This is a genomic window from Candidatus Campbellbacteria bacterium (genome assembly GCA_016699465.1).
Taxonomy (GTDB): Bacteria; Patescibacteriota; Minisyncoccia; order Phycocordibacterales; family EsbW-18; genus EsbW-18.
Genome location: CP064977.1, coordinates 501850 through 521556, shown reverse-complemented (window position 1 = coordinate 521556; position 19707 = coordinate 501850). Strand labels below are relative to the sequence as shown.

Annotated in this window: 30 protein-coding genes and 6 tRNA genes; 29 read left to right on the top strand and 7 right to left on the bottom strand. The window is 44.4% G+C overall.

The features are described from left to right. Positions 1–5: 5 nt before the first annotated feature. The gene (gene ruvA, locus IPJ70_02940) at positions 6–578 is read right to left on the bottom strand and encodes a Holliday junction branch migration protein RuvA (GenBank protein ID QQR82213.1); all 573 of its coding nucleotides are present in this window, start codon (positions 576–578) and stop codon (positions 6–8) included. A gap of 57 nt (positions 579–635) precedes the next feature. Between ruvA and rpsT the strand changes: the two genes are divergently transcribed. Next, on the top strand, positions 636–902 hold the full coding sequence (gene rpsT, locus IPJ70_02935) for a 30S ribosomal protein S20 (GenBank protein ID QQR82212.1): 267 nt from the start codon (positions 636–638) through the stop codon (positions 900–902). 421 nt (positions 903–1323) lie between these two features. On the opposite strand, the gene IPJ70_02930 is transcribed toward rpsT, so the two are convergent. The 3 genes from IPJ70_02930 to IPJ70_02920 form a co-directional block, all read right to left on the bottom strand. Beyond that, positions 1324–1899 (bottom strand): VTT domain-containing protein, encoded by a 576-nt coding sequence (locus IPJ70_02930; protein ID QQR82211.1) that lies wholly within the window; start codon positions 1897–1899, stop codon positions 1324–1326. Positions 1900–1929: 30 nt separating this feature from the next. Beyond that, on the bottom strand, positions 1930–2247 hold the full coding sequence (locus IPJ70_02925; GenBank protein ID QQR82210.1) for a hypothetical protein: 318 nt from the start codon (positions 2245–2247) through the stop codon (positions 1930–1932). Positions 2248–2607: 360 nt separating this feature from the next. Continuing rightward, positions 2608–2693: transfer RNA gene (locus IPJ70_02920), tRNA-Ser, on the bottom strand. Between the two features lie 180 nt (positions 2694–2873). On the opposite strand from IPJ70_02920, the gene IPJ70_02915 reads away from it, so the two are divergent. The 14 genes from IPJ70_02915 to IPJ70_02850 all read left to right on the top strand — a co-directional run bounded on the left by IPJ70_02915 (position 2874) and on the right by IPJ70_02850 (position 9156). Next, the gene (locus tag IPJ70_02915) at positions 2874–3332 is read left to right on the top strand and encodes a hypothetical protein (protein QQR82209.1); all 459 of its coding nucleotides are present in this window, start codon (positions 2874–2876) and stop codon (positions 3330–3332) included. Between the two features lie 142 nt (positions 3333–3474). Further along, positions 3475–3546: transfer RNA gene (locus IPJ70_02910), tRNA-Arg, on the top strand. 6 nt (positions 3547–3552) lie between these two features. Next, the gene (locus IPJ70_02905) at positions 3553–4014 is read left to right on the top strand and encodes a hypothetical protein (GenBank protein ID QQR82208.1); all 462 of its coding nucleotides are present in this window, start codon (positions 3553–3555) and stop codon (positions 4012–4014) included. Positions 4015–4020: 6 nt separating this feature from the next. Further along, positions 4021–4329, top strand: coding sequence for a hypothetical protein (locus IPJ70_02900; protein QQR82207.1), 309 nt, complete (start codon positions 4021–4023; stop codon positions 4327–4329). Further along, positions 4326–4481: a Holliday junction resolvase RuvX gene (gene ruvX, locus IPJ70_02895; protein QQR82206.1), complete on the top strand. Its 156-nt coding sequence runs from the start codon at positions 4326–4328 to the stop codon at positions 4479–4481. Before IPJ70_02900 ends, ruvX (IPJ70_02895) begins: the two co-directional genes overlap by 4 nt. A 77-nt stretch (positions 4482–4558) precedes the next feature. Further along, on the top strand, positions 4559–5044 hold the full coding sequence (locus tag IPJ70_02890) for a hypothetical protein (protein ID QQR82205.1): 486 nt from the start codon (positions 4559–4561) through the stop codon (positions 5042–5044). A 101-nt stretch (positions 5045–5145) separates the two neighbouring features. Then, positions 5146–5532, top strand: a complete 387-nt coding sequence (gene ruvX / locus IPJ70_02885) for a Holliday junction resolvase RuvX (GenBank protein QQR82204.1) — start codon at positions 5146–5148, stop codon at positions 5530–5532. Positions 5533–5596: 64 nt separating this feature from the next. After that, on the top strand, positions 5597–5935 hold the full coding sequence (locus tag IPJ70_02880) for a methionine--tRNA ligase (GenBank protein ID QQR82203.1): 339 nt from the start codon (positions 5597–5599) through the stop codon (positions 5933–5935). Positions 5936–6021: 86 nt separating this feature from the next. Beyond that, positions 6022–7116, top strand: coding sequence for a pilus assembly protein PilM (gene pilM, locus IPJ70_02875; protein QQR82202.1), 1095 nt, complete (start codon positions 6022–6024; stop codon positions 7114–7116). A gap of 71 nt (positions 7117–7187) precedes the next feature. Next, complete coding sequence (locus IPJ70_02870) at positions 7188–7868, top strand: PilN domain-containing protein (GenBank protein QQR82201.1); 681 nt, start codon at positions 7188–7190, stop codon at positions 7866–7868. Beyond that, a complete protein-coding gene (locus IPJ70_02865) occupies positions 7865–8419 on the top strand; it encodes a hypothetical protein (protein ID QQR82200.1) in 555 nt (184 codons plus the stop codon). The genes IPJ70_02870 and IPJ70_02865 overlap by 4 nt, the downstream gene beginning before the upstream one ends. 2 nt (positions 8420–8421) lie before the next feature. Beyond that, positions 8422–8739 carry a hypothetical protein gene (locus IPJ70_02860; GenBank protein QQR82199.1) on the top strand — a complete coding sequence of 106 codons (318 nt, stop codon included), beginning with the start codon at positions 8422–8424 and terminating at the stop codon, positions 8737–8739. A 42-nt stretch (positions 8740–8781) separates the two neighbouring features. Next, positions 8782–9099, top strand: coding sequence for a hypothetical protein (locus IPJ70_02855; protein ID QQR82198.1), 318 nt, complete (start codon positions 8782–8784; stop codon positions 9097–9099). Then, positions 9085–9156 (top strand) — tRNA-Arg (locus IPJ70_02850). Before IPJ70_02855 ends, IPJ70_02850 begins: the two co-directional genes overlap by 15 nt. Before the next feature lie 306 nt (positions 9157–9462). Here IPJ70_02850 and IPJ70_02845 read toward each other — a convergent pair. Then, a tRNA-Val gene (locus IPJ70_02845) sits at positions 9463–9535 on the bottom strand. A gap of 141 nt (positions 9536–9676) precedes the next feature. Between IPJ70_02845 and IPJ70_02840 the strand changes: the two genes are divergently transcribed. The 12 genes from IPJ70_02840 to IPJ70_02785 all read left to right on the top strand — a co-directional run bounded on the left by IPJ70_02840 (position 9677) and on the right by IPJ70_02785 (position 16682). Beyond that, entirely contained in the window at positions 9677–9946 is a 270-nt protein-coding gene (locus IPJ70_02840) for an acylphosphatase (protein ID QQR82197.1), read from the top strand. A gap of 104 nt (positions 9947–10050) precedes the next feature. After that, positions 10051–10776 carry an RluA family pseudouridine synthase gene (locus tag IPJ70_02835; protein ID QQR82196.1) on the top strand — a complete coding sequence of 242 codons (726 nt, stop codon included), beginning with the start codon at positions 10051–10053 and terminating at the stop codon, positions 10774–10776. A 354-nt stretch (positions 10777–11130) separates the two neighbouring features. Next, a complete protein-coding gene (locus IPJ70_02830; GenBank protein ID QQR82195.1) occupies positions 11131–11583 on the top strand; it encodes a hypothetical protein in 453 nt (150 codons plus the stop codon). A gap of 89 nt (positions 11584–11672) precedes the next feature. Then, on the top strand, positions 11673–12116 hold the full coding sequence (rplS, locus tag IPJ70_02825; protein QQR82194.1) for a 50S ribosomal protein L19: 444 nt from the start codon (positions 11673–11675) through the stop codon (positions 12114–12116). 220 nt (positions 12117–12336) lie between these two features. Next, a complete protein-coding gene (locus IPJ70_02820; protein ID QQR82193.1) occupies positions 12337–12576 on the top strand; it encodes a hypothetical protein in 240 nt (79 codons plus the stop codon). A gap of 90 nt (positions 12577–12666) precedes the next feature. Next, positions 12667–12750, top strand: a tRNA-Leu gene (locus IPJ70_02815). 478 nt (positions 12751–13228) lie between these two features. Continuing rightward, positions 13229–14311, top strand: a complete 1083-nt coding sequence (locus tag IPJ70_02810; protein QQR82192.1) for a DUF2914 domain-containing protein — start codon at positions 13229–13231, stop codon at positions 14309–14311. Positions 14312–14360: 49 nt separating this feature from the next. After that, positions 14361–14431 (top strand) — tRNA-His (locus IPJ70_02805). Between the two features lie 98 nt (positions 14432–14529). Next, complete coding sequence (locus IPJ70_02800) at positions 14530–14979, top strand: hypothetical protein (GenBank protein ID QQR82191.1); 450 nt, start codon at positions 14530–14532, stop codon at positions 14977–14979. A gap of 167 nt (positions 14980–15146) precedes the next feature. Beyond that, on the top strand, positions 15147–15884 hold the full coding sequence (locus IPJ70_02795; protein ID QQR82190.1) for an inositol monophosphatase: 738 nt from the start codon (positions 15147–15149) through the stop codon (positions 15882–15884). A 30-nt stretch (positions 15885–15914) separates the two neighbouring features. After that, positions 15915–16313, top strand: a complete 399-nt coding sequence (locus IPJ70_02790) for a hypothetical protein (protein QQR82189.1) — start codon at positions 15915–15917, stop codon at positions 16311–16313. A gap of 48 nt (positions 16314–16361) precedes the next feature. After that, positions 16362–16682, top strand: coding sequence for a hypothetical protein (locus IPJ70_02785; protein QQR82188.1), 321 nt, complete (start codon positions 16362–16364; stop codon positions 16680–16682). 43 nt (positions 16683–16725) lie between these two features. Here IPJ70_02785 and IPJ70_02780 read toward each other — a convergent pair whose 3' ends face one another. Further along, entirely contained in the window at positions 16726–17148 is a 423-nt protein-coding gene (locus IPJ70_02780) for a hypothetical protein (protein ID QQR82187.1), read from the bottom strand. Positions 17149–17213: 65 nt separating this feature from the next. Further along, a complete protein-coding gene (locus IPJ70_02775; protein ID QQR82186.1) occupies positions 17214–17762 on the bottom strand; it encodes an ATP-binding protein in 549 nt (182 codons plus the stop codon). Positions 17763–18035: 273 nt separating this feature from the next. Here IPJ70_02775 and IPJ70_02770 point away from each other — a divergent pair, with 273 nt between their 5' ends. Both IPJ70_02770 and mltG read left to right on the top strand, forming a co-directional pair. Then, positions 18036–18560, top strand: coding sequence for a GrpB family protein (locus tag IPJ70_02770; GenBank protein QQR82185.1), 525 nt, complete (start codon positions 18036–18038; stop codon positions 18558–18560). Positions 18561–18641: 81 nt separating this feature from the next. Further along, positions 18642–19637: an endolytic transglycosylase MltG gene (gene mltG, locus IPJ70_02765; GenBank protein ID QQR82184.1), complete on the top strand. Its 996-nt coding sequence runs from the start codon at positions 18642–18644 to the stop codon at positions 19635–19637. Positions 19638–19707: the final 70 nt, after the last annotated feature.

The window sequence follows — 19707 nt, the reverse complement described above, 5'->3', positions numbered from 1 at the left end:
TGTATCTACAATCGGGATCCAAGAATTTTCAATGCTTCTTTGGTGCGTTCGTTGGTGCCGTTTTTTGTTGGGTCAATTTTTTTGACGGTATCTCGCGCCTCTGTTTGTGAATATCCAAGTGAGACAAGTACTTCAACAACATCAGCGTCTTCTTTAAGTTCTCCACTAAGTTCACCCTTACTTCCAAGTTTATCTTTGAGTGTAATAACAATGCGCTCTGCGGTTTTCTTTCCAATCCCGGAGACTTTCGTAAGATATGTGATATTTTCTTCAGAGATTGCTTTTCTAAGTGTATCGGCACTTGCAAGAGAAAGCACAGCGAGTGCTGACCGAGGGCCAATTCCAGGAACCGCTAAAAGCATTTCAAAAAGAGAAAGTTCATCTTTGGTGGTGAATCCAAAAAGTTCCATAGACGTTTCTCGGACCGCTAAGTGTGTCCAGAGGGTGAGTGTATCGCTTGTATGGAGCCCTGCACCCGTATCTTTCGCTATATTTACTGCGTATCCGACACCGCCAACCTGTAGAATAATGAGTCCAGGTTCTGTATAGCTGATAGTTCCTGTGAGCTGTGAAATCATGGTGTCAGTATACCGCACGTTGACGTGCATAAAAAATCTGCTATTCTGTCCTCACATATGCCAATAATTAAAGCAGCAAAAAAAGCACTTCGCAGTTCAGCACGAAAACGTGTGGTTAACTTGCGCCGCACACGTGCAATGAAAGAAGTGGTTAAGGATATTCGAGATCTTACAGGAAAAGGTAGTGCCAAGGATGCACAAGCAAAACTTGCGAATGCCTACCAGGCTATCGACAAGGCTGCAAAGCTCGGTATTATCAAAAAAAATGCCGCTTCCCGAAAGAAGTCACGTCTCGCGCAACTTCTTAAAAAAACAGCAAAATAACAAAAGGCACCAGCGTCACGCTGGTGTTTTTGTTTGTGCGGTGGTATTGTCTCGCCAGATTCGATCGTGAAAGGAGGAAGGACATGAGTACTGTGTGGTACATCAGAGCGAAGCCCGGACACACTTCGGAAGTGATCGGGAGGGTGACCGCCGACGAGGATCTGTGTTACGAAGTGAAGTGCTCGGACGGGAAGAGAAGGAACCTCTACCGCTGTGTGTGGGGGGTTCTCGAGACCGCCATGGGTTCGGCAGAGAACATCCATCTTCACTTCGATGTCTGGAGACAGCGTGGAACCAGTCTCCCAACCCCTTTCAATCCGCGAAAGGTGTTCGCCGGATCCGAGCTCCCCAAGGCTCAGGCACGTACGTGGCTCGCCAAGCAGAAGGCGCGCAAGGCCGCTCAGAAATGAGCGGTCGCTTCTTATTCAAGAAGTCCTTTTTCAATAAACCGTCGGGCGAGTTTGTTGAGAACAATGATGGCAATAATGATGAGCGCAATACCTGCTTCGAGGCGTGGTATGAAATGTCGTGTTGAAAGGATAGAGGCGCTCAATGCGTAGGCAATAATCCACACAAGAGAGGACCATACGAGCGTTGTGACTATATTTGCTTCAAGAAATTTTTTAATTGGGATGCGAAGCATGCCCATACGAATGAGTGTTGGTCGACTGAGCCCGTACAAAAAACGCGTAACCAAAAGTGATTTGAATGTGTGTGCTTGGAAGATGTGATCAAATCGTCCCGCCTCTCTTTCAACCCATGCACTGATTTTTTTATATAACGAGAGGTGCTCTCCCAAGGTAAACCACAGAAGATCCCCGAGAAAAACCCCAAGCAATGTCAGAGCAAGGGTGTCATATAAATTTAAAAAACCTTGGTGCACCAACAACGCCGCAAGAAAGAGGGTGACTTCTCCCTCGAGAAGAAGACCAATAAAAATAACTGCGTACGCAAATAGGCGGTAGGTTTCAAGATACTGAAAAAATAAAGCGTGCATGGTAAGTGTTCAGGCCTTTTTATTATAAGCTCATTTCCAAAAAATGAGGGTTATGGCAAGGAGACCAAGCAGGACGCCGGCTATCTCGTAGTACGTAAGTGGTTCGTGATATACAAAAAGTCCGAGTGCGACGGCAAGAATGGCAGAAGCTACAGAAAAAATTACGGCACCCCGAGCAAGACCGGCGCCGTTCTGAAGGGCAAAAAGCCAAAAGGTGTTTGCAAGAAAATATGCGATTAGCGCTCCTCCGGCAAGTAGCCAACCTCCTCGTAGGGACCAGTTTTTTGCAAGAACATCTGCAATGAGTTCAAACAATACGAGGATACTGATGGGTATGAGCCACTTCATAATTTTGGCGGTAGGGGTGAGATTCGGTCACGAATCACTAAGTATTTTTGCTTCCATTGGAATCAAAAATCCTAAGTGTTCTCGACCCCGTCTCCCTCGCTTTGCTCGGTCCGACTTTCGAATCTCGTCCTCCTGACACAAAAAATACCCCTTGCGGGGCATTTTTGCATCAGGTGCGGAGGAGGTGAGACCACGAGTACGTTTTTCTCCCGCGACTAAATTTTGTCGTCAAAAAAATTTGTCTGGGCACCGACTCGCGATTTTGTCTACTGACAAAATATCGCTCCGTCGTTCGAATCTCACCTCGCCCTAGTAGACGATTCACAAGAAGTGCCGAAGGGCACTTCTTGTGAATCGTTGCGGAGGAGGTGAGATTCGAACTCACGGTGCCTTGTGGGCACGGCGCATTTCAAGTGCGCTGGAATAAACCACTATCCGACTCCTCCGTAAACCTAGTGTAGCAATAATGGGTCTTTTGCTCCACTGGTACCAAGAAGATACTAACAAAGTGGACTTTGAGCAAGGAGTAAATGTGCTATCGTATATGTGTACACTTTTTGTATTTCCCCTGACCAAGTTCCAAACTAATCTCTAACTTTCACCACTAACTTCCAACTTCTATTACTATGCAAACACACCTTACGTGGGAGACGTACGAATACGAACACAAAGCACGAAGCTCCGATTGGTTTTGGGGGCTTGGTATTATTGCAATCGCTGGAGTTATTCTTGCGACGTTTCTAGGAAATTTTTTGTTCGGGCTTGTGATTGGTATTGGTGCTGTGGCACTTGGTCTTCATGCCCTACGTCATCCAAAAATAATTCAGTATGAAATTCAAGAAAGGGGAGTGCGTATTGATGATACTCTTTTTCCCTATCGTACCTTGGAATCTTTTTGGGTAGATGAACGCGTGTTGCCAAATCGACTTCTTCTTAAATCACAAAAGATGTTTATGCCGCACATTATTGTGCCTCTTGCCGATGTCTCGGCAGACGATGTTCGTGATATTTTGTTGGACTACCTTGATGAAGAGGAGGTGCACGAAACATTCTCTGATCGAATTGTAGAACTTGCTGGTTTTTAGTGGCGCAGAACACGCAAGTTTGCTAGAGTGTGCCTGTTGAGTTTCGTATGGGGTATCATATAAAAGCTCAGTCGGGGAACATGGCCGCTCGAATTTCCGTCTCAACGACTTCATTCTCGCGCCCGCGTACAACCCTTTTTATGCTCTCGTCGTTCAACGGATAGGACGGCAGCTTGCGGAGCTGCTGATGTAGGTTCGATTCCTACCGAGGGCACACTGTATGGATACAAAGTCTCTTAGTATAGGTTTGGTTGTTGGAATACTCATTGGGGTTTTTGGTTATTATGTGTTGGGTGGTTTAGTAAAAAACGAAGAAATCTCTTCTTCTGTGGATACTAACGAACCAGGAGAAATACTTTTTTCTGGTTTTGAAAATGAACCCGATGCTGTGAAAGGTATTCAAGAAACCGTTCGTAAAGATAATGAAAACGAAGGAAGAATTGGTCCAGGTTCATATATTAGAAGTGTTCAGCTTGTAAGCTCGGAAAAAATTGTATGGCCGAACGACTGCCTCACTTTTTGGACGGAAACAATGCCGTCTTCGTGTGTGGGTGGGGTATATCCTGGATACGATGTATTTGTAAGTGTTGATGGAGAACTTCAACATTGGAAAGTTTCAGAGGATCAAAAGTTTGGTTCGATAGGAGTTGGGTTAGGTATGTATAAGTCTTTTTCACTCTAAATATATATGGAAGGTTTTGAACATCATGCATCAGAGGTGCCAGTGACACCAGAATTACCCGAGAGACGTCTCGAGCTTGTTCATCGCAACATGCTTCGGCGGTGTATCATTCAACGCTCGCTTGGTGCAGCTGCATCAAACTCAAATGCTGTCTACGAATGGGGACAAAATTACTTAGGGCGTATAAGTGAAGCCCTCGACTCTCCCGAACGTGAAGATATTCGTGAACGCGCCCGAAAAGGTGACTACGAAGAAGTTGCCGCTGAAGTCATTGCACTACTCCATATACCTGTTGAGGAACCTCCACGTACATGATTCTTGGTATTGATTATGGAACAAAACGCGTAGGTATCGCGCTGTCGGACACCAGTGAAACGCTCGCGTTTCCACGGGAGGTTTTGCAAAACATTGGCCGGTGTGTTTTTGGTCCGGTGGTTAACTTGCAACAGTATTTTTTTATTGTATAGTTCTTTTGGATCGTTTCATAAACCTCAAGGGGGAATAGGTCGTGTTAAAAAAAACAGCTCTAGCTGCCAGTATCCTTATGGCTCTAATGCTTCTTGTTGGATTACAAGGGAAGAGTATTCACAGAAACCATTTGGTACGACAGGAGAAGGCTCCAATCAGCTACGGAAACAGTCTGTACTTTTTTCCAACAGCTGATGGGGACTTCTTCTCCTCGTTTGTTGCCTTCAGCAGACAGAATCCCAAGCTGCTGTGCAACTTCATCAATCTTGGTAGTGAATGGATAGAGAGTGATGGGGTTCCGCCACGAGACATTGAAGGAAATACACTCCAGTGTGAGGACCGTGGAATCCAAGCAGTTCCGAACTATCTCCCGAAAGAGGAATGCACTTGGTATGACGGTGTGGCGGGTTGCAGGTATCGAGATTCGTTGGTCGCATTTCTTTCCAAGAGTCCTCCTGGTCTGAAGTGCAACTATGTTGGACCACAAACACGTTGGCTCACAGACGATGTGGATGGTGATTCGAACTACGAAATCGTCGGTTTTGTCGTTCAGTGTTATTAGTGAGAGATGGGTTTTGAAAGGGGTCGCTATGCGCGACCCCTCTAAGTTTTTATAAAGGTGAATTATTAGAATGTGTGGTCGTATATTATAGTTATATTGTCATGATCCTCGGCATTGATTATGGAACAAAACGCGTAGGTATCGCGCTGTCGGACACCAGTGAAACGCTCGCGTTTCCACGGGAGGTTTTGCAAAACACACACACGCTTGTGTCGGATATTGTTGCGATTGCGCAAAAAGAGCATGTGAATATTATTGTGCTTGGATATTCAGCAGATACGAAAGGAAACGATAATGTGATTATGCCTGAAATTCAGAATTTTAAAAAAAATCTTGAAAAAGAAACTACTGTGCCAGTGGTGTTTGAACACGAGTGGTTTTCCTCACAGGAAGCAACACGATTTACGGGAGCAAATAGTATGATAGACGCATCTGCAGCTGCAATTATTTTACAGAGATTTTTAGATAGAAAACGAGCGAGCAAGTAGAAAGTAGAAAGAAAAATAATTTTTTGGATTTTGATATTTGGATTTTGAACTTATACTTATATATATGATTACTATCGACCAACTACACGAAGCAGACATTCGTATCGGGCAGATTCTTTCTGTTGAGGAAGTTCCTGAAACAGACAAGCTTCTAAAATTGTCTGTTGATTTTGGAGAGGGTTCACCACGACAAATTGTTTCTGGAATTAAACAGTACGTTTCTGATATTCAGACACTCGTCGGAAAGAAAACGGCGTTTGTAGTAAACCTTGAACCGCGCATCATTAAAGGACTTGAGAGTAATGGTATGTTATTTGCCGCGTCTATGGGCGAGGGTGAAGAACGAAAGTTTTCTTTCATTATTCCTGATACAGACATACCGCCAGGAGCCCGTTTAGGATAAGTCTGTGTTTCGAAACCTTTCTCTTTTTGTTCGACAATAACACATTTTTTATTGCGCTTGTTCTCTGTCGTGAGTAGAATAGAGGCATGACCTTTTCGTCACGAGTTCTTTCTCTTTTTCCAACACCAGCGTATCTCACAACGCCAGCTGCTGGTATTGATGTATCTGATCACTCTGTAAAATTTTTAACATTTTCAAAAAGTCATACGCACGGCAGACGAGTGAGTGGCTATGGAGCGGCAACTATTCCAAAGGGAGTTGTTGTTAATGGAAGGGTGGTTGATGCACTAAAACTCATTGAGGTATTATCACGTTTTCGAGAAGAGCACGTGCTTCACTTTGTGCGAGCATCACTTCCTGAGGAAGAGGGGTACATTTTTCCTGCGTACGTTCCGGCAAACATTTCCGACAAAGAGGTGCGAGATGTTCTCGAGTTTAAGTTGGCAGAAAATGTGCCACTCGCTCCAGCAGAGGCGGTATTTGATTTTGATGTAGTGCAAAATACGCCACCTGTTGGAGATCAGCGTTTGGTATCTGTATCTGCGTATCCACAAACCGCTTCACAGGAGTACACAGATCTTCTTATGTCAGCAGGTCTTGAACCACTGTCCCTTGAAATAGAGGCACAAGCAATTGCACGTGCCATTGTCCCAAAATCTTTTATGGGAGCATGTATGGTTGTTGATATTGGTAAAACGCGTTCTGGTATCTCGGTTGTTCGTGGACAATCTGTGCGTTTTACCGCGACCGTTGCAATTGGAGGAGACAGTGTTGATGATGCGATGCGTATGGCGCGTCCAGAAATGACAGAAGAAGAAATAGTGCGAATAAAAAATGAAGAAGGAATGCGTTTTGCAGGAGATGCGGCCATTCGTGGAGGACTTGATACGTTCGTAAAAAATATAACCACGGAATTAGATCGGTACATCGTCTATTGGCAGACGCACAAAGATAGTAAAGATGCCAGTGCCCCGCGTATTCCTATTGAGCGAGTATTTCTTTCTGGGGGGAATGCAAATATGCACGGTCTTGCGGATTATCTCTCTGCTCAGTTGCACATTCCTGTTGAAGTTGGAAATGTGTGGGTGAATGCTTTTTCTTTGGAGGGGTATGTTCCGGAAATGTCGTTTGCTGAATCGTTGGGATATGCGTCCGCAATAGGTCTCGCACTTCACGAATAGCGTTTGTTACAAAAAAGTATTCCACGTGCGCGGGGTATTTCAGAAAGTGTGCGATGCGTTACAATACACATGTGATTAATTTGCTCCCAATAAAAAATCAACGCACTGTTGCATGGGAACACCGGAGAAGAATTCTTTTGGTGGTGTTAGTGTTTGGTATTTGTTCACTTGTGCTTCTGGGTCTTTTTTTGGTTCCTTCGTGGATAGTCACCACATCAGCTATTGGTGGTTTAAAAGACCAGCTTGCTGCGACAAAAACACTTGTTGATTTACAGCGTAAGCAGAGTGGCACAGAGGTACTTACTGATTTACAGGATCGCTCCGACTTATTGCAAGGCGTGCTTTCTCAGAGGTCTCTCACATCTATTTTACAAGATGTTATGCCCCGTATTCCTACAGGCGTTTCTGTGCACAATATATCGTATGGTGCCAAGGGGGCAGAAGTCGCAGTAACACTTACGGGGCGTGCCCAAACTCGCACGGCGCTCATTGCGCTTGGTGATTCACTTCGCTCATCACCACTTTTTTCTCGAGTAGATGTTCCGGTTTCAAGTTTGGCACGAAGTGCAGATATTGATTTTGTGATAACACTTGTACTTACTGCAATAGGAAATCCTATTGAATATCTTGAATCATCTACAACAACGGCAACATCCTCGTCGGTGCGCACAGTGAGCACTCTTACGTCGTCGACAACACAAGGGACTCTGGGTGGTACGACGTCCCCTGAGGTGCAGCGTATAACACCATGACAACAGTAGTTCAAAAAATAAAACGATACTACGCGGTGTATGCAGCAGCTCTTGTGGCGGTTGTGTGTGTCGGTATGTACGTGTGGGTACTTATTCGTACGAATCAGTATCATGCTGAAATTCTTCTCACCCAAGAAGAACTGTTAGTGCAAGTTGAGCGCGAACGAAACGTACGAGATACCGCAGGAGTTCTTTCGAGTTTAAAAGAAGAGCGGGCGTTGGTAAATACATTTTTTAAAACGCCGAATGATATCATTTCAATTATTGAAGATATTGAAGGACTTCGTCGTGTGGTTGGAACTCCCGTTTCCGTGCTACAAGTTCAAGTAGAAGGGGAAGACCCGCTCACACGTGAGGGGACGTTTGTGGCAAGCATTCTTTCTGAGGGATCGTGGAAACAAATGACACAACTTCTTGGACTTCTTGATTCGCTTCCGTTTCATGCACGGGTGACTCAGGCAACACTTGAAACAGTGGAGCGTGTAGATGGAGCGAAAGGTGCTCCGTTGTGGGTTGTGCGTGCAGCACTCTCAATAGCATTAAAGAAATAATCATGGCATCTCTTCACGACTTAGAACAACATATAGAAAAAAAGGCGCGTACCTTTTTTACAACGCAATCATCAGATAGCGTGTGGGTGCGTGTTCTGTGTTGTGTGATACTTGTTGATAGCGTAGGAATTGCACTCTCGTTAGTATTTTTTCTCCAAGTAAAAAATATGAACAAAACGATTACACCTCCCGTGGATGTTCCAAGGACAGAAGAAGTTGATAGAACAAACATTCGAACAACACTCGAAGTATTTTCTCGTCGAGCGGTTGAATTTGAATACAGAAAAATACATGGCGTCGCCATTCCAGAACCAAGATAGACGCTAGTGGTAGGGTTAGAACTTTGTAGTATAATCCTCCATATGCCTTACAAGCATCGAGAAGACCTCTATAAAGCACAAAAACGTCACCGAATTGGTGTGCGAAGAAAATTATTTGAGTTTTTGTCTACAAAGTCGTGTGTTGACTGCGGTGAACAAGATCCTATAGTATTGGATTTTGATCATAAAAACCGTGCAGAGAAGTTTAAATCGGTATCAAAAATGCTTTCAGGACACTATTCTTGGGAGTCGGTTTTGAAAGAAATAAAGAAGTGCACTGTGCGTTGTGCAAATTGTCATCGAAGAAAAACGTACAAAGAGTTTAAATTTTTTGGCAAAAGCATTCCTCCCGTAGTTTAATGGATAAAACAGGAGACTTCTAAGCTCTTGATGTAGGTTCGATTCCTGCCGGGAGGACAAAAAACAAAAAACCTGCTTCTGGTCAATATTTTTTGTTCGTTTCAAAGAAATTTTCTTTGTCGAATCCCTCAGCGCTACACAAACCAATAGTTGCAGAACACTGCATGCCTCGTTTCTTTGTTTGTGTGGGGGATTCGGTTATGAATCACTAAGCTTTTTGTCGCATGCGCGCCAAAATGTAAAGTGTTCGCGACCATGGCTCGGCATTTCATCTTTCACAGGAGGTGTGTCTGCGCCTTTTGAATCCCTTAGCACGAAAATAATAAAATCTGGCCGAGTAAACTCGACCAGATTTTATCACTGTGGGCGCTGAGGGATTCGAACCCCCGACCTTCTCTGTGTAAAAGAGTTGCTCTACCAACTGAGCTAAGCGCCCAAATATACTTGTTCTATCAACTGACGTGCCCAGCCGAAGCTTTAGCGCAAGCGGGGCCAAGCGTCCAACGACACAACATGCTTGCTGTGTCCGTACACGATACCTTATTTACATTTCATATTCAACAGTCACAATAGAGGTATGCATGAAATAGAGGTATTGGTGTTAGGGAAGGTCCAGAATGTTGGATTCCGAGAATTTGTTAAAAGGCACGCAAGTGCCCTCTGGCTTCAAGGCTTTGTACAGAATCAAGGTGTTGGAGAATTAAAGGTTGTGGCACAGGGACCAGAAGACAAGCTCAAACGACTCGTTGAGCACCTGCACAAAGGTCCATTTCTTGCGCATGTTCGAGATGTACAGGTAGAATGGAGAGAAGCAACAGAAAAACTTACAGAGTTTTCTATACAGTAAAAACTCTGTAAAAAATCCAAAATCTAAAGCACAAAATCCAAAAAAGTCAGAACACCCAGTTTATTTTTTAAGCTTTGGACTTTGAGCTTTACACTATCATTGTTATGAACATAAAAATTCTATACGAAGACGACGATGTTGTATTCGTCAACAAACCGAGTGGTGTCATGGTGCATGAAGATGGGTATACAAAAGGGCAAACACTTACCGATTGGGTGATTGAACAGTATCCAGAAAGTGCAACGGTAGGTGAACCACAAATGCTTTCAAACGGCATGATGGTGGATAGACCTGGTATTGTGCACCGTCTTGATACCGATACATCTGGTGTACTTGTGATTGCAAAAACAGAGGATGCATTCGTGCATCTTAAGTGTGTTTTTCAAGAACGAGAGGCAACAAAAATCTACCGTGCGTTTGTGTACGGTATTGTAAAAAAAGAAACAGATGTCATTAATCGTCCGATTGGAAAAAGTAGAACTGATCCACGTTTGTGGTCTGCACAACGAGGTGCGCGCGGTGTTATGCGTGACGCAATAACACAATACAACGTACTGGAACGTGGGGCGCAACATACCTATCTTGAATTACGTCCAAAAACAGGACGTACACACCAAATTCGTGTACACCTCAAGGCAATTAATCATCCCGTGCTCTGTGATCGTCTCTATGCACCAAAACAAGAAAGGGCACTCGGCTTTGAGCGTCTTGCGCTGCACGCATGTTCGCTCTCACTCATCCTTCCTTCAGGTAAACAGATAACTGTGGAGGCTCCGTTGCCACCTGATTTTGTCCAAGCGGAGAAACTTCTCAAAAAAGAGGAAAAGTAGGAGGTATTGATAAATACAAAGTATTACTTTAATATTCTCGTTGGTAGTTGCAATTTCGCGGACCAACCACAAGGGAGAAACCTAAAGTGAAATGGGTAATCGCCGGTCTCGCGTTAGTTGTCGTTCTTCTCATCATTGCGCTCTGGGTGTTCATGAGGTGCGCGGGCGAAACTGTGGTCAAGCCCTGGGTCAAGGGCAACTTTCTCCAGCGCGGCAAGTGAAGACTCAGCGACGTAACAGGCCCCAGTGTGACAATTGTTGACTGTCACATTGGGGCCTGTCTTTTAAAATACTTGCAAAGTTTTAGGAGCTTGGTATCTTTCGCACCAGGGGTAGTTCTTAAGGAGGTCGTTTATGCCGCTTCCGGATCAAGTACTCGAGTGGCTTGATGCAGATCCAGAAAATATTCGCATTTGGAATGCTGCGCTCAATGGTGCTATTGCCGGCGCGCTCGGACTTTCACTTCGTGAGCGGGCTAAGGAGCTCGGGTACAAAAACCGGACTCCAAAGGGTGACGCATTCGAGGAAGCGTATCTCTACGCGGTGTCTCATGCGGGTAACCAAAAAAAGGAGAAGATACCGATGGAACCTGAGCAGAAACTTGTCTGTAGGATTCTAGACGAGGCGGCGGGTATGTTTTCGCCGCATATCGGCGGGCCAGGCTTTTGGCGCTACGTTCATGAAGTTGCGACCATAGAGGGGATCAAGATCTTCGAGACGGGCATTGGTCCACATCCTCACTCGACACTCATCTCGTTTCAGGTGGGCGAGAAGGAACTGTCTGTGGAGTGGGTTTCTCCTCAGTAGAACAACAAGGCCCGTCGGAGTGGTGGCACTCCGACGGGCCGTTTGCGTATACGATTTTATCGTGCTAGAGTATGGTCTCTTCACAAAATATGGCACAAAAAGCAACAAAAATATCACCGGTAAACATGGACGAACGAAAGGCACTCCCTCTCCGGGCGGGTGATACTGTTCGTGTGTGGGTTAAGGTTGAGGAAAAGGGAAAAGTACGTCTTCAGGCATTTGAGGGTACTATTCTTGGCCGAAAAGGTGGCACAACACCAGGAGCAACATTTACTGTTCGCCGAGTATCTGGCGGATACGGTGTTGAGAAAATTTTTCCACTTTACTCTCCTGCAATTGATAAAATTGAGATTACTCGTCGTGTAAAAACACGTCGTGCAAAGCTCTATCACATCCGTGACAAGGCAGCACGTGAGATTCGCCGACAGATGCGTAAAATGCACACCGTCAATATTTCAACAGGAAATGCAAAGGAAGAAATCGCAGACGAAGTGGTTGCAGAAGAAACAACAACTCAAGAAACAGCGGCATAAGCCGCTGTTTTTCGTTCGCTAGGGAAGTCATTGACCACGTTAGAGATGGTGTGTTTTTGCAAAATAGTTATGTTTTTATAATTTAATCTCAAGATATACACTTTTGTGGCAGATAAAATCTGATTCTCTAACGTGGTTGACCACAGATGTTTTTTGGAGCAATATGACCCCAGAGTAGCAAACAACGCGACCCACCCAACCGTTCAGAAAGGAGCTGTACATGAAAGTTGGAATCGGATTCATACGGGGTGATTGGGCCATCTTCGAGGAGGTTGGGACCGAAGCCGTCTGCGTCGTGATCGACCGCAGGGAGCACGGTGGGATGGTCTTCTATGACCTCTCTCCGATTATCCAGGCGAAGTGGAACAAGAGGGGACTCAGTCCCGGTACCCCCTTTACTGTCGGCATTCGTCTGGACTGCGCCGACAACGCTTCGTGGAGCCTCCGCAACGTCTTCTAACGGCGTCGCCCACGGTGCGATGGCACTCCTGCGCAAGCGGGGGTGCCATTCTCTTTTCTATATGACAACTTTGGTTTATACTGCCCTCACGCGCAGGTGGCGAAATTGGTAGACGCACTACCTTGAGGTGGTAGCGCCCGCAAGGGCTTGGAGGTTCAAATCCTCTCCTGCGCACAGAATCAAAAAAGAATGGCCTATGCCATTCTTTTTTGTATTCAGTATGTAACGAGCAGGAGAGGATTTGAAAGGCGGAGGCCGACGGGCCGAGCCGGGGTCGCGTGAATTTTCAGCAGAAAATTACACGTGACCAAATCCTCTCTTACTGAGTAAAGTTAGACAAGAAGAAGGTCCTACACCACTGCGGCATAGGACCTAATCCGTCGAAGACGGGTACCCGGGCTTGGTGGCCATGAGCACGATGTCGTAGAGAGCCGACAGCACGGTCATTTTGACGAATAGCCAAGCCGGAAAGTCCGGGTTTCGAACAGTCTTCTCCCAGAAATCCCAGGAGAGGAGGCGTCCAAAGTTCTTGAGGATTGCCCAACAGAGTTTGCGCTTCATGGCCGCCTCCTTTCTAAGGCAACTCTATACCTTACGTTTACACAATGCAACGAAGTCGCGTAGTTCATAGTTCTGGTGTTATTCTACATATATGCGCGAAACGTTTCATAAAGTAAAAAACTACCTTGAACAGCATGAGCGACCTCTGTCGGCCGTTGCGCTTGTGTTTGGTTTTATTATGGACTCACTCACGCTCAGTCGTATAGATCTCTTATCAAACCAACTTGTTCTCTTTGTGTATCTCTGTATTGTTGGTTTTTGTATCATCGTTCTCGCACTACAAGAAGCACGGGTTGCTCAGCACAAGGTATTGCAGTGGGCCGTTACAGTTGCACCGCTCACAATGCAGGTGGTATTCGGTGGTTTGTTTAGCGCACTGGTCGTGTTCTACTTCCGCAGTGCCTCGTTTTCTGCAAGTTGGCCATTCATGTTATTTCTTGTAGGAATGCTTATCGGAAATGAAACATTCCGCGCACGATATGAGCGGATGGTGTTTCGTGTGAGTATCTTCTTCATTGCACTCCTTTCGTTTAGTGTGCTTCTTGTGCCTGTTATTCTGCACTCAATTGGAGTGTTTCAATTTTTGGTGAGTGTGTGTATCAGTATTATTCTTGTCTACTGTTTCATCATACTACTCACGTTTTTTTCACGAGAACATGTGTATGAAGTTCGCCATGTGCTCATGCAGAGCATTGGTATGGTCACGATTGTGTATATGATTGCATACGCTACTAATATCATTCCTCCCGTACCACTCGCATTGAAAGATTTTTCCGTAGCACATAGTGTGGTTCGTGTTGACGACGGGTACAGACTTTCCGTTGAACCACACACTCTTTCTGACTACATTCGATTATCTGAAATATACCACCGTACACCTGCAGAACCTGTGTATGTATGGACGTCGGTATTTGCTCCCACAAAGCTTTCCACGGCAATCGTTCACAACTGGCAATACAAAGAAGGAAACACGTGGAAAACAATGAGCAGTGTCTCGTTCCCGATTACTGGTGGAAGTGATGGTGGCTATCGAGGATATTCCATGAAGGAAAATCTTCAAGCGGGTAGTTGGCGTGTGTCGGTTGAAACTGCACGTGGCCAAGTCATTGGTCGTGTACGTTTTGATATTGTTGATGTTGGAACAACCGAAGCACAGACGCTTATTGAAAAGTAAGTGCTTCTGTCGCTTTACTCGGACTTTTTTGGTACAGTATCTCCGCATGGTGCCCATGGTGTAGCGGTAACACTGCAGCTTGTGGAGCTGTCATCTCGGGTTCGATCCCCGATGGGCACCCAAACGAGAAAAGAACCAAAACATCCTCTAAACAGGCGATGTTTTGGTTCTAGCCAGGTGGTACCCTAGTGAGAATTTGGAACTGATATACTTGCTGTATGAAAGAAATCACACTTCACAATAGCTGGCTCATTAAAGCACCTGTTAAGGATGTTGCTGAAATAATGACTGATTTTGAAAAGTTACCAAAGTATTTTCCAAAGGTTGCTGAAAAAGTAGTGGTTAATAAACGGGATGGAAATAATTTGGAAATGGAAGCAACGGTAAAATCTTTCGGTAGAAATTTCCAGGTTCGTATGAAAACTCAGATATTGCCTGGAAAAGGATTTATTTCTGATAATGATAGCTATCAATTTGGAACTTCTGGGCACGAGGAACTAATGTTGTCTGAACATTCCGAGGGGACTTTGATTGATTACACGTACCAAGTCACAATTCATAAAAAGTGGTTGCGTATTGTTGCAACACCGTTGATTAAATGGTATTCAATGAAATTCTGGGAAAAGGCAGTTGTAGATGAATTGAGGAAGCTAGTTGAAAATCGCTAGTAGAATGTCGGAATATGGATGCTTGTATCGTTCAGGTGTTGGAAGACAGTTCTAACATCCTTTACTACGTCACCCTAATGAGAGATAGGTTTTAGCGCGAGAAGGGTCGGAACATGTGTTTGATAATGAAAAATGAGATGCAAAAAGAAATAAAGAATATCGCCAGTATGGCAGTAAAAGCAGGAGGTGATGTTTTGATGCGTTATTACGGGAATGTAGACACAGAATTTAAAGGTCAAGGGTTTGACGCTGCTTCAATGGTGAGTAGGGCAGACCGGGAATCCGAAGATGTGATTGTAAAAATCATCAATGCCAATTTTCCTGGTCATGGAATTTTTGGAGAGGAAGGGACCAACGAGAATATGTCTGCTGAGTATGTGTGGTACATAGACCCACTCGATGGTACTTCTAATTTTCTCAGAAACATTCCCCTTTTTGGTGTGTCGATTGGTGTGACAAAAGATGGTAGCCCAGTGTGTGGGGTGCTCTATTTTCCTGCTCTCAATTTACTCGTCGAGGCGTCTTTGGGGGAGGGTGCATATGCAAACAACAAGCAGATTACAGTTTCGGAGAGGAGTCTCTCACAGGCCCTTTATTATTCGGGTGGAAAATATAAATCGGACCATTTTAATCAGATACACTCAGGCCTTGCTGCTACATCTGGAATCATAAAAATTATTGACGCGAGTAGCTATGAATTGGCGCAAATTGCCATGGGGGATGCTGAAATCTATTTTTTGGATAATGTTCCGCACGACGTGGTGGCGGGGGTGTGTATTGTGCGTGAGGCTGGTGGTGTAGTTACAAATGAAAAAGGGGAACCCTGGACACTTGATTCAAAAAAGATTCTTGTGACTACGGAAAAATTACACAAGGAATTGCTGTCGATCATTAATAAATCTTAAAAAGCAGGAAGCGTAAATGGAGGAAGTAAAATGAAAAAACATACCTGGACAAAGAAACAAACACAGAGCGCGAGTGTCATCAACTACGGGAAGAAATATGTTGGTGAGCCGGCCTTTTTGAAGTTGTTGGGGACCGTGAAGGGCAAAAAGGTTCTTGAGCTTGGAAGTGGAAATGGATGGTTTGCAAATGAAAGTGAGGCGGGAATTGTTGAGGTGTCTGATGCAAATGGAAAATCACTAAGTAATAAAGAGATTCTTAAGGCAACAACTGATTGGCTTGTATTACCAACACAATTCAGTGCTGTTGTGGGAGATAGACAAATGATGTCGTACATACAAACTGATACAGGAGTGATACGAATCACAAGTAAGGGTGCAAAAAATGGAGAAACCACCCAAACAATAGAGATTCCTGTTAGATTTCGTTAAGAGAAAGCAAGGTCAGATACCTTTTTATTAAACTGGCATACTTTTGACATGGAAGGACCTCCAAAAAACGAAAAGGTAGAAAAGAAGAAGGTTCTCGAAATGCTCCGTGATAGAGGACCTCAAGATTCTGAAACAATGGAAGCCGTTTTTCAATGGACACAACAACAGGAGGCACTTGCTGTACAAGATGGAACAAGTAGAGGGCACATACTTTTTGAAATAGAACGTGCTGATTTATATGTTGCGATTAGTGACATTGAAGGAGCTCTTGAATGTCTTGACGATGCTCGGCTACAAGCTCAACAAGAGAATTTCCTCGATCTCTATGATCAGATTGTGAGGAAGATGAATGAGATAGAGGCGTCGTGAAAGTAGATGTGTAGAAAAACAAAGCCAGATACCTTCTTGTCACTTATAACGAAACAATAAGATTTTGGATGAGAGGAAGTATCTGGTCGAATGTTTTTTGCGAAACTTCTTTTGTCGCGACTGGGGGATTTTCTACTGTCCACCAAATAACATTTTTTGCAGTACGTAGGAATTCGGGGACAAATGGTTCTTCGGCCATGGAGACAGCAATGTCTGCCTTACTGAGCATTTCTGGTAAGAGTTTTTTTGTGCGCATGTCGCGTATGTACATGCCGTGGTGCTCCATCAATTCAAAGAAGTCTGCGCTTTGAAAAAACTTTTCAATAGGAACATTTTCAAGCGCGTCAGGGGCACCAACGTAGGTACCTGCAGATGATGCATCGTTGGTGTTGGTCAGTATGTTGTAAAGAGCCGCAGCCATCTGGCTTCGAAATTGGTTGTTTTTGCAGATAAATAAAATTCTCATATGTATATAATTATACCGATAATAAGGAAACTTCGGTGCCGCCCGGCACCGAAGTTTTTGGAGAGTTACCCCCGATGCATCTTTTCCAAGATACAAACAACTACTTCTTCAATCCTCCCAGACCCTGTGTTCTCAACCACTATATGTCCGTCGCTGAGCGTTGGAAATGGTTCGAAGATGTTTTCAAACAGACGATTCATCGCGAGTGCTTCTTCGGTCGACAGGATGTGCCCGATACGAGGCTTGGATGACAACCGCTGTGCAACAACATCGTACGGGCAGCGTACTTCAACCCAAGTGATTGTGATGTGTTGTTCGCGACAGAAGTTGGCTATCTTCCGCCGTAGTTCCGCCAGATGAAATACTTCATCAATGATGATGGTGTGTGTGCCGGTGGCAAACAATGCAAGAGCCGCACGCAGACCCTTCTGGTAGTAGGTCCATCGAACCTCCGGCGGATCTATCTCGCTTTTCACGAGTAGTGGGTCCACGTCCGTTTTCTTGAACTCGTCTAGATCGATGAGTTTTCCCCCTGTGATTCTACAAAGCTCCCTCGAGATTGTAGTCTTTCCACTTCCAGGCAGACCACAGAAGAGTATTAACTGTTTTTGCATGAGACAGCTCCTTTCTGGTAAGAGGTTGTAGATGTAGTTGTAAAGAACAAAACCGACCTGTATGGGGTCGGTTTTGAGAAGTTGAAGAAAAGATTCAGCGCCTTAAACAAGCCCCACGAAAAAAGAGGTGTTGTAGCGATAATAGTTTGCGGTTGTGGCATGCTGTTTTTGCATATCCCCACAATATATCAGACCTGGATTTTGTCAATAATATGTATATAGGTACGTTGTTTGGAATCAGACACGGCTTTATTAAACTGGTATACTTTTTGTATGAGTGAAAACAAATATCCGTATAAAGATAGAAAATATGATGTAGTTTCATATGACCCAAAATGGCCAACTCAGTTTGAGATATACGCTGGTAGGGTAAGAAAAATATTCGGAGAGGGTGTACAAATAGAACACATAGGCAGTACCGCGGTGCCTGGAATGTCGGGCAAATCTTGCATAGACATACTCGTTCTTGTTGACAGCTTAAAAACTGTTGAAGACCACATGCGTGAAATGTTGGACGTTGGTTTTGAATATGCTGGTCAATTTGTTATGGATGATTCGCGACTTTTTCGGGTTGTAAAAGATAATACACTGTTAGCTAACATACATTTTTTCCCTAAGGAACACTCACACGGTAGGGAAATGATTCGCATGAGAGATTACTTGCGGTCCCACCCTGATGAAGTACATAAATATTCGGCTATAAAAAATGAGCTATATGTAAAGTATGTTGATGATTATGCATCGTATAGAAAATACAAAGATGAGTATATAAATGCTTTAATACAAAGAATATCTTGAGTGGTAATGAGAAAGGGAAGAAGTATGAGTGTGATGTGCCTTTTTTGGCCATACAGTCTATTTCCGATATACTATCTAGTAATGGCGCTCACAGAACGTAACAACACATATCGGCAGGTGCGGACAATAGTTCTTTCCTGTGCGCTAGTCGTACTCATTATGCCGTACGTGTTTGTGGGGTACGTGCGATTTCAGCAAACTCACAGACCTGCGTTTGCTGTAGAATTTCCGGTGACCGTTAATCCGCGCACGAAGACAATCATTGATGACAAGAGGGTAGAGGCATATCTGCGAAGTAAGACATCACCACTGCAGGCGAGTGTTCTTGTGGCGTTTTCAAAATTGAGCGAACTGGGCGCCTCGACGGTTGCATCATTCTCAAATTTTGCGATGGAGCACAGTTTGGCACTTGCGGGGCAGGAAAAAATTATAACGGTTGCCCCCGGCGCTCGAAAGGAAGAAATTGCTGCCGCCTTTGCGCGAGTGCTTTCGTGGAGTGCTGAAGAAAAAAAAGAATTTTTGAATGCAGACGAAGGGTTTTTATTTCCAGGAATGTATATTGTGAATGCAAACGCGTCACCGAGTGAGGTGAGAGGTGTGGTAGATACAAAATTTAATGAAAATATTGCATCTCGGTACAGTACAACAATTGAAGAGATTGTACCGCTCACGACCGCCCTCACGATCGCGTCACTTATTCAGAAAGAGACGGTGGGCACTCGGGATATGCGACTTGTGTCAGGTATCATTTGGAATCGTATTTTTGCGGGACAGAAATTACAACTGGATGCGACATTACAATATGCCAAGGCATCAAAGGTACAGAACGGTCAGTGGTGGCCAAAAGTTCTTTCAAAAGATAAATTTATCGAATCTCCGTACAACACATACAAGTACCAAGGGTTGCCACCAACACCAATTGCAAATCCGTCTGTTGCAGCAGTGATCGCTGCCCTTAATCCTGTAAAAACAGATTGTTACTACTACTTCCATGATACCAATGGTGAGATGCACTGTTCGCCTGATTACAAAACGCACGCGGCACTCATCAAGCAATTTTTTACAGGCTCTTTATAATAAAAATTGTGTCTGTTGTGGGTGAAATATTAAGGTACCGACAAGCGAAATTTCTAGAAGATAGGGTATA

Coding starts and splice junctions, on each gene's coding strand:
- ruvA (QQR82213.1), bottom strand. CDS start 578: ATGATTTCACAGCTCACAGGAACTATCAGCTATACAGAACCTGGACTC.
- rpsT (QQR82212.1), top strand. CDS start 636: ATGCCAATAATTAAAGCAGCAAAAAAAGCACTTCGCAGTTCAGCACGA.
- IPJ70_02930 (QQR82211.1), bottom strand. CDS start 1,899: ATGCACGCTTTATTTTTTCAGTATCTTGAAACCTACCGCCTATTTGCG.
- IPJ70_02925 (QQR82210.1), bottom strand. CDS start 2,247: ATGAAGTGGCTCATACCCATCAGTATCCTCGTATTGTTTGAACTCATT.
- IPJ70_02915 (QQR82209.1), top strand. CDS start 2,874: ATGCAAACACACCTTACGTGGGAGACGTACGAATACGAACACAAAGCA.
- IPJ70_02905 (QQR82208.1), top strand. CDS start 3,553: ATGGATACAAAGTCTCTTAGTATAGGTTTGGTTGTTGGAATACTCATT.
- IPJ70_02900 (QQR82207.1), top strand. CDS start 4,021: ATGGAAGGTTTTGAACATCATGCATCAGAGGTGCCAGTGACACCAGAA.
- ruvX (QQR82206.1), top strand. CDS start 4,326: ATGATTCTTGGTATTGATTATGGAACAAAACGCGTAGGTATCGCGCTG.
- IPJ70_02890 (QQR82205.1), top strand. CDS start 4,559: ATGGCTCTAATGCTTCTTGTTGGATTACAAGGGAAGAGTATTCACAGA.
- ruvX (QQR82204.1), top strand. CDS start 5,146: ATGATCCTCGGCATTGATTATGGAACAAAACGCGTAGGTATCGCGCTG.
- IPJ70_02880 (QQR82203.1), top strand. CDS start 5,597: ATGATTACTATCGACCAACTACACGAAGCAGACATTCGTATCGGGCAG.
- pilM (QQR82202.1), top strand. CDS start 6,022: ATGACCTTTTCGTCACGAGTTCTTTCTCTTTTTCCAACACCAGCGTAT.
- IPJ70_02865 (QQR82200.1), top strand. CDS start 7,865: ATGACAACAGTAGTTCAAAAAATAAAACGATACTACGCGGTGTATGCA.
- IPJ70_02860 (QQR82199.1), top strand. CDS start 8,422: ATGGCATCTCTTCACGACTTAGAACAACATATAGAAAAAAAGGCGCGT.
- IPJ70_02855 (QQR82198.1), top strand. CDS start 8,782: ATGCCTTACAAGCATCGAGAAGACCTCTATAAAGCACAAAAACGTCAC.
- IPJ70_02840 (QQR82197.1), top strand. CDS start 9,677: ATGCATGAAATAGAGGTATTGGTGTTAGGGAAGGTCCAGAATGTTGGA.
- IPJ70_02835 (QQR82196.1), top strand. CDS start 10,051: ATGAACATAAAAATTCTATACGAAGACGACGATGTTGTATTCGTCAAC.
- IPJ70_02830 (QQR82195.1), top strand. CDS start 11,131: ATGCCGCTTCCGGATCAAGTACTCGAGTGGCTTGATGCAGATCCAGAA.
- rplS (QQR82194.1), top strand. CDS start 11,673: ATGGCACAAAAAGCAACAAAAATATCACCGGTAAACATGGACGAACGA.
- IPJ70_02820 (QQR82193.1), top strand. CDS start 12,337: ATGAAAGTTGGAATCGGATTCATACGGGGTGATTGGGCCATCTTCGAG.
- IPJ70_02810 (QQR82192.1), top strand. CDS start 13,229: ATGCGCGAAACGTTTCATAAAGTAAAAAACTACCTTGAACAGCATGAG.
- IPJ70_02800 (QQR82191.1), top strand. CDS start 14,530: ATGAAAGAAATCACACTTCACAATAGCTGGCTCATTAAAGCACCTGTT.
- IPJ70_02795 (QQR82190.1), top strand. CDS start 15,147: ATGGCAGTAAAAGCAGGAGGTGATGTTTTGATGCGTTATTACGGGAAT.
- IPJ70_02790 (QQR82189.1), top strand. CDS start 15,915: ATGAAAAAACATACCTGGACAAAGAAACAAACACAGAGCGCGAGTGTC.
- IPJ70_02785 (QQR82188.1), top strand. CDS start 16,362: ATGGAAGGACCTCCAAAAAACGAAAAGGTAGAAAAGAAGAAGGTTCTC.
- IPJ70_02780 (QQR82187.1), bottom strand. CDS start 17,148: ATGAGAATTTTATTTATCTGCAAAAACAACCAATTTCGAAGCCAGATG.
- IPJ70_02775 (QQR82186.1), bottom strand. CDS start 17,762: ATGCAAAAACAGTTAATACTCTTCTGTGGTCTGCCTGGAAGTGGAAAG.
- IPJ70_02770 (QQR82185.1), top strand. CDS start 18,036: ATGAGTGAAAACAAATATCCGTATAAAGATAGAAAATATGATGTAGTT.
- mltG (QQR82184.1), top strand. CDS start 18,642: ATGGCGCTCACAGAACGTAACAACACATATCGGCAGGTGCGGACAATA.